The following is a 9763-nucleotide window of genomic DNA, read 5'->3' as shown; positions in this document are numbered from 1 at the left end:
CCGCCACGGGGGCACGCTGACCGTGGCGGAGGCGCCCGGGGGCGGGGCGGAGTTCGAGGTACGGCTGCCCCTGGGCGAGACCGAGGCAGGCCGGGCCGACGAGACCGACCCGGCGGAGGTCACCCTGGCCCCGCAGGACCGGACCGACCAGAGCCGCCAGGACCGGACTCACCAGAGCCCCCGGAGCCACCAGGACCGGGGCCATCGGGCCGCGGTGGCCGATGCCGTGCCGGGAGGCGACGACCTATGACCGGTGCGGATCCCATCAGAGTCCTGGTCGTGGAGGACGACCCCGTCGCCGCCGACGCCCACATGATGTACGTCGGCCGTGTCCCCGGCTTCACGGCGGTCGGCAAGGCCCACACGGGCGCGGAGGCACGCCGTGCGCTGGAGCGCATGCCGGTGGACCTGCTGCTCCTGGACCTGCACCTGCCAGACGTGCACGGTCTGCAACTGGCGCGCTCGCTGCGCGCCGCCGGGCACCACGCCGACGTGATAGCGGTGACGTCGGCACGGGATCTGACGGTCGTCCGGGAGGGCGTCTCCCTGGGCGTCGTCCAGTACGTCCTGAAGCCCTTCACCTTCGCGACGCTCCGCGACCGGCTGATCCGCTACGCCGAGTTCCACGCGGCGGCGGGCGAGGCCAGCGGCCAGGACGAGGTGGACCGCGCGCTGGCGACCCTGCGGGCGCCGGGCCCGGCGGCCCTGCCGAAGGGCCTGAGCGCGCCGACCCTGGAACGGGTCACCGTCGCCCTGCGGGACACCGCGGAGGGTCTGACGGCCGCCGGCATCGCCGAGGCCGTGGGCATCTCCCGGATCACGGCCCGCCGCTATCTCGAACACCTGGTGGAAGCGGGCCGAGCGAGACGCGAACCGCAGTACGGGCAGGTGGGACGCCCGGAACTGGTGTACCGCTGGGTGCGCAAGGGCTAGCCCGCCCAAGTCCCGGCCGCTGCACGCTCATTGACCTGACTAGACCATTCCTCGTACCGTCACCGGGCACCCACTCAGGCCACAATGTCGTAGCCAGCAGGAGGTCGTGCCCCGTGCGCCCCACCGCACTCACCAGCCCCCGCCGATCCCCCCTCCGTCTCCTCCTCGCCGGGGCCCTCGCGGTCGCCGCGCCCGGTGTTCTCGCCGGCTGCGGCGGCGGGGCCGGGAATGATCCGGACACGGTGGAGGTGTCGTACAAGCAGTCCACGGACAACTCGGTCCGGGTGATGGACACCTTTCTCGGGGACGTGAAGAAGCAGTTCGAGAAGGCGAACCCCGGCAAGAAGGTGAAGCTCGTCCCGATCAAGGCCCCGGACTCGGAGTACTACACCAAGGTCCAGCAGATGCTGCGGTCCCCGAAGACGGCCCCGGACGTGGTCTACGAGGACACCTTCCTCATCAACTCGGACATCACCAGCGGCTATCTGAAACCGCTGGACGACTATCTGGCCGGCTGGAAGGACTGGGACCGGTTCATCGACACGGCCAGGGCCGCGGCGAAGGCCGAGGACGGGAAGACGTAACGGCGTCCCGGACGGCACGGACACCCGTGGACTCTGGTTCGACAAGAAGATCTTCGCCAAGGCCGGCCTGCCCGCCGACTGGCAGCCGAGGACCTGGGACGACATCCTCTCCGCCGCCCGCGCCATCAAACGGAAGGTCCCGGGCGTCATCCCACTGAACGTGTACACGGGCAAACCCGCGGGCGAGGCCGCCACCATGCAGGGCTTCGAGATGCTGCTCTACGGCACGGACGGCGCCACCGACAACGGTGGCGACCCCCTCTACGACGAGAAGTCCAGGAAGTGGAAGGCCGGGACCAAGGGCTTCAAGGACGCGCTGGCCTTCGTGGAGACCGTCTACCGCGAGAAGCTGGGCCCGGAGGTCTCCGACGCCCTCGACCCGAACATCGCGACCCGGGTCCGCGGTGAACTCCTCCCCGAGGGCAGGCTCGGCATCAACCTCGACGGCTCCTGGCTCCCGCAGGACTGGCTGCCCGGCAGCGGCCACGCATGGCCCGACTGGTCGGAGAGGCTCGGCCTCGCCGCCATGCCCACCCAGCACGGCCAGGGCCCCGGCAAGGTGAGCATGTCCGGCGGCTGGACCTGGGCGATCCCCGCGAAGGCCGCCAACCCGGACCTCGCCTTCGCGTTCATCGAGACGATGCAGTCGAAGGCGAACGCCCGGAAGTGGTACATCGCCAACTCCGGTATCGCCGTCCGTGAGGACGTCGCCGAGGACCCGGCCTATGCGAAGGCGCAGCCCGGCATCGCGTTCTTCACCGACCTGGTGGCCCACACCCACTACCGGCCCGCCTACCCCGCGTATCCGAAGGTCTCGACCGCCATCCAGGAGGCCATGGAGTCCGTGACGACGGGCGACGCGTCGGTGGCCGAGGCGGCGGAGAACTACGACGAGGAACTCGCAGCTGCCACCGACGACCAGGTGACCCGGGGCTGAGCCGCCGCTCATGACGAGACGACCGGGCCGCCCGCCGCACCCCGCCCTCCGTTCCCTCATCCGAGCCCTCCCCGTCACCCCCGCCACCGTCCTGCTGGTCCTCTTCCTCGCCGGACCCATCGCCTACTGCGTCTCCATCGCCTTCACCGACCTCCAGCTCACCGGCCAGGCCGAGGACTCCTTCGTCGGCCTCGAGAACTTCCGGACCGCCTTCGGCGACGAGGCGTTCCGCAACGCCGTGTGGCTGACCCTCGTCTTCACCGTCGTCTCGGCGCTGCTGGGCCAGAACACCCTGGGTCTGGCCCTGGCCGCGCTGATGCGGCGCGCCTCGAAGCCCGTCCGCACCCTCGTCGGCGGCGTCGTCGTCACCGCCTGGGTGCTGCCGGAGGTGGTCGCCGGCTTCCTGCTGTACGCCTTCTTCCGCCGCGAGGGCACCCTCAACGCCGTCCTGGACTGGCTCGGCCTCCCCACCCAGAACTGGCTGTACACGCTGCCGATCCTGGCGGTGTCGTTCGCGAACGTCTGGCGGGGGACGGCGTTCTCGATGCTGGTGTACTCCGCGGCGCTCGACGAGATCCCGAAGGAGATCACGGAGGCAGCGGAGGTCGACGGCGCGAGCGGCCCGCGCCGTCTGTGGCACATCACCCTCCCGATGATCCGCCGCTCCATCGGCACGAACCTCATGCTCATCACCCTCCAGACCCTCTCCGTCTTCGGGCTGATCTGGGTGATGACGAGGGGCGGCCCCGGCGGCCGGAGCCAGACGCTCCCGCTGTTCATGTACGAGGAGGCCTTCCAGAAGAGCATGATCGGCTACGGCACGGCGGTCGCGCTGCTGCTCCTGGTGGTGGGGTCCCTCTTCTCGGTCGTGTATCTGCGGCTGCTGCGAACGGAGGTCTGACCCGGTGCCGACCAGAACCCGGACTCCCGCCGGGCCGACCGGAACCCGGACTCCCGCGGTGCCGAGGAGAACCCGGACACCCGCCTCGCGCAGGACCCTGCGGCGCCGGCTGACCTCCGACGCCGGACTGCTCGTCGTGGCCGCCGCGTTCGTCCTGCCCCTCGCCTGGGTGGTCCTGTCGTCCGTGGACGCCCGCGCCGACCTACGGGTCCGGCTCCCGGACTCCGTGACCCTCGCCCACTACGAGGCGGTCCTCACCCCGGACATCACCGTCACACCGCTGCTGAACAGTCTGCTGCTGTGCGGCGGCGGGACCGCGCTGACCGTGGTGTGCGCGGCCCTCGCCGCCTACCCCCTGTCCCGCTTCCGCTCACGCCTGAACCGCCCCTTCCTCCTGACGATCCTCTTCGCGACGAGCCTCCCGATCACGGCGATCATGGTCCCGGTGTACGCCCTGTTCGTGCGGGTGAATCTGATCGACACCCACGAGGGCACGATCCTCTTCTTCGCCGCCTCCCAACTGCCGTTCGCCATCTGGCTGATGAAGAACTTCATGGACGGCGTGCCGAAGGAGTTGGAGGAGGCGGCGTGGACGGACGGCGCCTCGCCCCTGCAGTCGCTGCTGCGGATCGTGCTGCCCCTGATGGGGCCGGGCGTCGCGGTGGTGACCGTGTTCTCGTTCGTGATGATGTGGGGCAACTTCTTCGTCCCGTTCATGCTGCTGCTCACCCCGGACCAGATGCCGGCCGCGGTGAGCATCAACGAGTTCTTCGGCAACAAGGGGACAGTGGTCTACGGGCAGTTGGCGGCGTTCTCGGTGATCTACTCGACCCCGGTGATCCTGCTGTACGTGGGCGTGGCCCGCCGTCTGGGCGGTGGCTTCGCCCTGGGCGGAGCGGTCAAGGGCTGACCTGGCGGGCGGGCCGGCCCCCGCGGGCGCTACCCGGCGCGGCCCTCGCCCAGCACCCCCGCCCGGAACGGCTCCACGCCCACCACCCGGCGGATCCGCACCGGTTCGATCAGGATCATCAGCCGGCGTTCGCCGGGCAGCAGCCAGGGATACCGTTCCTCGCCGATGTACTTCAGGGTGAGCCGGTCCATGGAGCGCGCCGCCTCCTCGCCCTCCACGAACCGCACCGCGCGGCCCCGGATCTCGGCCCGGTCGTAGGGGTTGTCGGGGTCGTGGTGGGACAGGGAGACGAGCGGGTTGCGGCGGAGGTTCTCCTCCTTCACGCGGCCCACGGAGGTGTTGACCATGACGTACTCGGTGCCGTCGGCGGGGTGCAGGTCCACCCACATGGGGGACACCTGGGGCGCCCCGTCGGGGCCGACCGTGGCCAGGTGCCAGAAGTGGGGAGCGAGGAGGCGTGCGCGTATGTGGTCGTCCAGCTTCGTCATACGGCCATGCCTACCCGCGTCACTCGGACCACAAGGATCACAGACCCCGTAGGTTCCTACCATCCGTGATTGTGGCCGAACAGCCCGTAGTCACCGCAGCCCCGAGCCCCTACGTTGTGCGCGTGCACCGACGCTCAGCCCGTGAACGGCAGCCCCAGCACCCGCACCGTCGACCGACGCATCCGAGCCCTGATCCACTCCGGACCCCGGCCCCCGACCCCGGCCCGGTCGCCGGTCACCCGTCGCCGGTCACCCGTCGTCCGTCGTCCGTCGTCCGTCGTCCGGTGATGAGGGATGGGGGTGGCGGGGGCGGTCTTTATTCCCCCATCCCCCTTGATGTGACGCATCCCAAAACCGGTTGCTTGAAATTTGAAGCAGGGGATAGAGTCGCGGCGAGCGCTGTGATTCAAAACTGAAGCACAGCGGCAGTCGCACCAGGACCGGAGAACCCGCATGCCCGACTTCCCCGCTGCCACCCCGCGTGCCCGCGTACGGGTACCGCTGCGCTTCCAGGACGGCTACAGCGTCGACGCCGAGATGGTCACCTTCCACGGCCTCGTCGACGGCCGCGAGCACCTGGCGATCGTGCTCGGCGACCCCGCCCCCGGCACGGCCCCACTGGTCCGGATGCACTCCGAGTGCCTGACCGGCGACGTCTTCGGCTCGGCCCGCTGCGACTGCGGCCCCCAGCTGCGCGAGGCGGTGGAGCGGATCGCCGACCAGGGCGGGGTGCTCCTCTACCTCCGCCAGGAGGGCCGCGGCATCGGCCTCTACAACAAGCTCGACGCGTACGCCCTCCAGGACCAGGGCCTCGACACCTACGAGGCGAACACGGCCCTCGGACTGCCGGAGGACGCCCGCGACTACACGGCCGCGGCCCAGATGCTGGGCGCCCTCGGCATCGACGAGCTGGACCTGCTCTCCAACAACCCCGACAAGGCGCAGCAGCTGCGCGACCTCGGCGTCGGCGTCCGGCACCGCGTCCCCACCGGCGTCTTCACCACCGCCCACAACGTCCGCTACCTCCGGGCGAAGGTCCTTACCACCCAGCACACCCTGCCCCTGGCGGAACTGACGGCGGGCTGAACGCCCGAGGGGAAGGGGCCCGCGGACACCGCCTAGCCCACTCGGCCCCGCCGACTGGCTCTCCCCAGGAGGCCCCGCGAACCTGGGACGGGTGGGGCAGGCGGAGCGTGCGAGGAGGCCGGACGGCCGGCGGTTCTTCTACGCCCGCGCCCTGGTGCGGGCCCTACCCGTCCTCCTCGTCCTCAGCGGCCTCTGCTACGACCACTTCATGCCGCGTGAACTCACGGCCGTCCCCTTCTTCACCGCGGCGCCCCTGGTGGCCGCGCCGCTGCTGTCGCTGGCGGGCACCGTGGTGACCGGCGCCGCCTCCCTCGGCGGCATCCTCGCCGTGCGGCTCCGGTACAGCAGTGTGGGCGAGGCGGACGCGCTCACCGAGATCTCGACCGTCGCCACCGTGGCCGTCCTGGCCGTGGCCATCAACCGTCTCGTCCGGCGCAGTGACGCCCGGCTCGCCACCGCCCGCGAGATCGCGGAGGCGGCGCAGCGGGCCGTCCTGCCGAGGCCCCAGGAGCGGATCGGGGGACTGGAGATCGCGGCGCGGTACGACGCCGCGCAGGCAGGGGCCTCGATCGGCGGCGATCTGTACGCGGTGCAGGACTCGCCCCACGGTGTACGGCTGATCGTGGGGGACGTACGCGGCAAGGGGCTCGGCGCGGTGGCGGCGGTGGCCGTGCTGATCGGCGCGTTCCGGGAGGCGGCCGAGCAGGAGTCGACCCTGGAGGCCGTGGCCCAGCGGCTGGAGCGGGCTCTCGCGCGGGAGGTCACCCGGCGGGACGCGGCGCGGCGGGACCCCACCGTGCCGTACGAGGGGTTCGTGACGGCCGTCCTCGCGGAGTTCCCGCACGGCGCCGGGCTGGCCCGCATCGTCAACCGGGGGCATCCGGCCCCGTTGCTGCTCCACGCCGACGGCGCGCTGTGGACCCTCGACACCCCGTGGACCGCGCTGCCGCTCGGCCTCGACGAGCTGGGCGCCTGGCCGGACCGCGCGGAGGAGGTCGTGTTCCCGGCCGGCGCGACGCTGCTGTTCTACACGGACGGCCTGTCCGAGGCGCGGAACGCGGACGGTGTCTTCTACGACCCGGCCGCCCGGCTCGGCGGCCGTACCTTCCCCGCCCCGCGCGCCCTGTTGACGACGCTCGCCGAAGAGGTCCGTGAGCACACCGGGGGCGGTACGACGGACGACATGGCACTGCTCGCCGTGCATCGCCTCTGAGGAATGTCACTGAGCGTGCCCACCCGAACCCCCTCCGCATTACAACTGACGCACCGTCAGCGCGGTGGGGGTGTCCGGGGCGGAGCCAACTCGCCCGTTTTCCACCCCTCATGACCCCTAAGTCCATCGTAGAAAGCCGAACGATCATTCAGAATCGCTTGGAATGCCGCCCCCGCGTCTATTAACGTTCGATAACGCAGCGCGGTCGTCCCAGCCGTCACAAGAGGCGGCTCCGTGCTCACGCGCCGAATCCCGTAGGGAACCGGGGAACCACCACCCTGGGGTGAATCGCGCGGAAACCCTCGTGGAAGCACGTTCGGTTTACGCGCGTAGGAGACCTTCCGCTCCGAACCCGTCAGCTAACCCGGTAGGCGGTAGGAAGGAAAGGAGTACGCCCACGTGGCGTCCAACCGGTCCGCGACCGAAGCCCCGTTCGTGCCGAGCCAACGCGGCGATGAGCCCGAGACCTTCGGCTTCGGCAGCTACGACAGCGACAACGAGGGCCCCTTCCAGGAGTGGAACCCCACCGCGGAGTCCCTCCGTCCCGTCCGCGGCCGGCACCGTGTGGCCAAGACCAAGCAGCGTGGCGGGTTCGCCCGTAGCTCCACGGTTCTCGGCGTCGGCGTCATAGCCGCCGTCAGCGGCGCCGGTATGGCCAGCGCCCAGAGCGGCAAGGCCCCGGTGGCCATCTCCATGCCGGACATGCCGAACGTGGGCTCGGTCTTCGAGGACGACGACACCGCCGACGAGCCCGAGGGCTCCACCGCCCCGCTGAGCAGCGCCGGCCTTATCGCCGCCGACACCCAGCAGGGCGCCACCGACGCCGGCGAGGCGCTGCGCGCGCGCATCATGCAGCAGGCCGAGTCGCAGCAGGACGCGTTCGACCTGAAGGCAGCCGAGGCCGCCCAGACCGCCGCCGCGAAGAAGGCCGCGGACCAGGCCGCCGAGGAGAAGAAGGAAGCCGAGGCCAAGGAGGCCGCCGCCAAGAAGAAGGCGGAGGAAGAGGCCGCGAAGAAGAAGGAAGCCGAGCGGCTGGCCGCCCTGGCCAAGCAGTTCACGCTGCCGACCTCCTCGTACACGATCACCTCCACCTTCGGCCAGGCCGGCCCCTACTGGTCGTCCGGCTACCACACCGGCCTCGACTTCGCCGCCCCCACGGGCACCCTCATCAAGGCCGTCCACAGCGGCACGATCACGCAGGCGGGCTGGGACGGCTCGTACGGCTACAAGACCGTGCTCACGCTCGACGACGGCACCGAGATCTGGTACGCCCACCAGTCCTCCATCGGCGTCAGCGTCGGCCAGAAGGTCGGCACCGGCGACGTCATCGGCCGCGTCGGCGCCACGGGCAACGTCACCGGCGCCCACCTCCACATGGAGGTCCACACGGCCGGCTCGGGCAACGGCATCGACCCGGCGGCGTGGCTGCGCAGCAAGGGCCTGACCATCTGACCTCGCCCCCCCGAAACGAATGTGACGCCGCGTGAGGCCAAGGCCTGACGCGGCGTCCGTCATGTCACCCCGGAATGCGATCGTCCGACCCGGTGGTTGAAACAACACATGACTTCTCTTCGCAAGCTGGGCACGTCCGACCTCGAGGTCTTCCCGCTCTCCCTCGGCGGCAACGTCTTCGGCTGGACGGCGGACGAAACAGAGTCCTTCGCCGTCCTCGACGCCTACGCCGACGCCGGCGGCAACTTCATCGACACCGCCGACTCCTACTCCGCGTGGGTCGAGGGCAACACGGGCGGCGAGTCCGAGACGATCATCGGCAAGTGGGTGAAGGCCCGCGGCAACCGCGCCGACGTGGTGATCGCGACGAAGGTGAGCCAGCACCCCGAGTACCAGGGCCTCTCCGCCGCCACCATCAAGGCCGCAGCGGACGCCTCGCTGGCCCGCCTGGGCACCGACCACATCGACCTCTACTACACGCACTTCGACAAGCCCGAGGTGCCCGTGGAGGAGATCATCACCGCCCTCGACGACCTGGTGAAGGCGGGCAAGGTCCGCGCGATCGCCGCGTCCAACATCACCCCTGAGCGCCTTCAGGCCTCCCTGGACTTCTCGGCCCGCGAGGGCCTGGCCCGCTATGTGGCGCTCCAGCCCCACTACAACCTGGTCTCCCGCGACACGTACGAGGGCGCCCTCCAGTCGGTGGCCGCCGACGCGGGCCTCTCCGCTGTCCCCTACTTCGCCCTGGCCAAGGGGTTCCTCACCGGCAAGTACCGCCCCGGCACGACCGTCGACAGCCCCCGCGCCGCGGGCGCCGGCGCCTACCTCGACACCCCGAGGGGCACCCGCGTCCTCGCCGCCCTCGACGAGATCGCCCGGTCCAGGAACGCGGAGATCGCCACGATCGCCCTGGCCTGGCTCACGGCCCAGCCGACGGTCACCGCCCCCATCGCCTCGGCCCGCACCACCACCCAACTCCCCCCACTCCTGGCAGGAGCCGACCTCACCCTCACCCCCGAGGAACTGAAGACCCTGACAGAGGCATCGGAGTAACGAAGCGGCCCGGCCGCGCACGGACGAACCGAGACACGTCACCGTGGCGGCGCAAGACTCTACGGCGGGTATGCCGCGTACGGACAGGCCGGCGCAGGTCACCGTGGCGGCGCAAGCCCCCGCGGCGGGTCAGTGGCGTACGGACGAGTCGGCGCAGGTTTCCGGTGCGGCGGGAGCCCCCGCGGCGGGTGGGGCGCGTACGGACG

The 9763-nt window shown here is 70.9% G+C and carries 8 protein-coding genes, 2 pseudogenes and 1 riboswitch; of the genes and pseudogenes, 9 read left to right on the top strand and 1 reads right to left on the bottom strand.

Going from position 1 to position 9763, the window contains the following annotated elements:
* The 5 genes and pseudogenes from AOK15_RS07865 to AOK15_RS07845 form a co-directional block, all read left to right on the top strand.
* A pseudogene (locus AOK15_RS07865) lies at positions 1 to 250 on the top strand (histidine kinase); the annotation flags it as partial.
* On the top strand, positions 247 to 933 hold the full coding sequence (locus tag AOK15_RS07860; protein ID WP_055514184.1) for a response regulator: 687 nt from the start codon (positions 247 to 249) through the stop codon (positions 931 to 933). The pseudogene AOK15_RS07865 and the gene AOK15_RS07860, both read left to right, overlap by 4 nt.
* 113 nt (positions 934 to 1046) lie before the next feature.
* Positions 1047 to 2454, top strand: a pseudogene (locus tag AOK15_RS07855) (extracellular solute-binding protein).
* 10 nt (positions 2455 to 2464) lie between these two features.
* Positions 2465 to 3355, top strand: coding sequence for a carbohydrate ABC transporter permease (locus AOK15_RS07850; RefSeq protein WP_055514182.1), 891 nt, complete (start codon positions 2465 to 2467; stop codon positions 3353 to 3355).
* 58 nt (positions 3356 to 3413) lie between these two features.
* Positions 3414 to 4265 (top strand): carbohydrate ABC transporter permease, encoded by an 852-nt coding sequence (locus AOK15_RS07845; protein ID WP_055514180.1) that lies wholly within the window; start codon positions 3414 to 3416, stop codon positions 4263 to 4265.
* Between the two features lie 29 nt (positions 4266 to 4294).
* Here AOK15_RS07845 and AOK15_RS07840 read toward each other — a convergent pair whose 3' ends face one another.
* Entirely contained in the window at positions 4295 to 4753 is a 459-nt protein-coding gene (locus AOK15_RS07840) for a PPOX class F420-dependent oxidoreductase (RefSeq protein WP_055514178.1), read from the bottom strand.
* Positions 4754 to 5206: 453 nt separating this feature from the next.
* Between AOK15_RS07840 and AOK15_RS07835 the strand changes: the two genes are divergently transcribed.
* From AOK15_RS07835 to AOK15_RS07820, 4 genes are all read left to right on the top strand, one after another.
* Positions 5207 to 5839, top strand: a complete 633-nt coding sequence (locus AOK15_RS07835; protein ID WP_055514176.1) for a GTP cyclohydrolase II — start codon at positions 5207 to 5209, stop codon at positions 5837 to 5839.
* A gap of 91 nt (positions 5840 to 5930) precedes the next feature.
* Positions 5931 to 7052, top strand: coding sequence for a PP2C family protein-serine/threonine phosphatase (locus AOK15_RS07830; RefSeq protein ID WP_055514174.1), 1122 nt, complete (start codon positions 5931 to 5933; stop codon positions 7050 to 7052).
* Between the two features lie 233 nt (positions 7053 to 7285).
* Positions 7286 to 7441, top strand: a riboswitch (cyclic di-AMP (ydaO/yuaA leader).
* Between the two features lie 10 nt (positions 7442 to 7451).
* Positions 7452 to 8504 (top strand): M23 family metallopeptidase, encoded by a 1053-nt coding sequence (locus tag AOK15_RS07825; RefSeq protein ID WP_055514172.1) that lies wholly within the window; start codon positions 7452 to 7454, stop codon positions 8502 to 8504.
* Between the two features lie 108 nt (positions 8505 to 8612).
* Entirely contained in the window at positions 8613 to 9557 is a 945-nt protein-coding gene (locus AOK15_RS07820; protein WP_055514170.1) for an aldo/keto reductase, read from the top strand.
* Positions 9558 to 9763: the final 206 nt, after the last annotated feature.

It is taken from the genome of Streptomyces ossamyceticus, from assembly GCF_001418475.1.
Classification (GTDB): Bacteria; Actinomycetota; Actinomycetes; order Streptomycetales; family Streptomycetaceae; genus Streptomyces; species Streptomyces ossamyceticus.
Note: the sequence above shows the minus strand (reverse complement) of the source record. Positions and strands in the feature narration are given on the sequence as shown.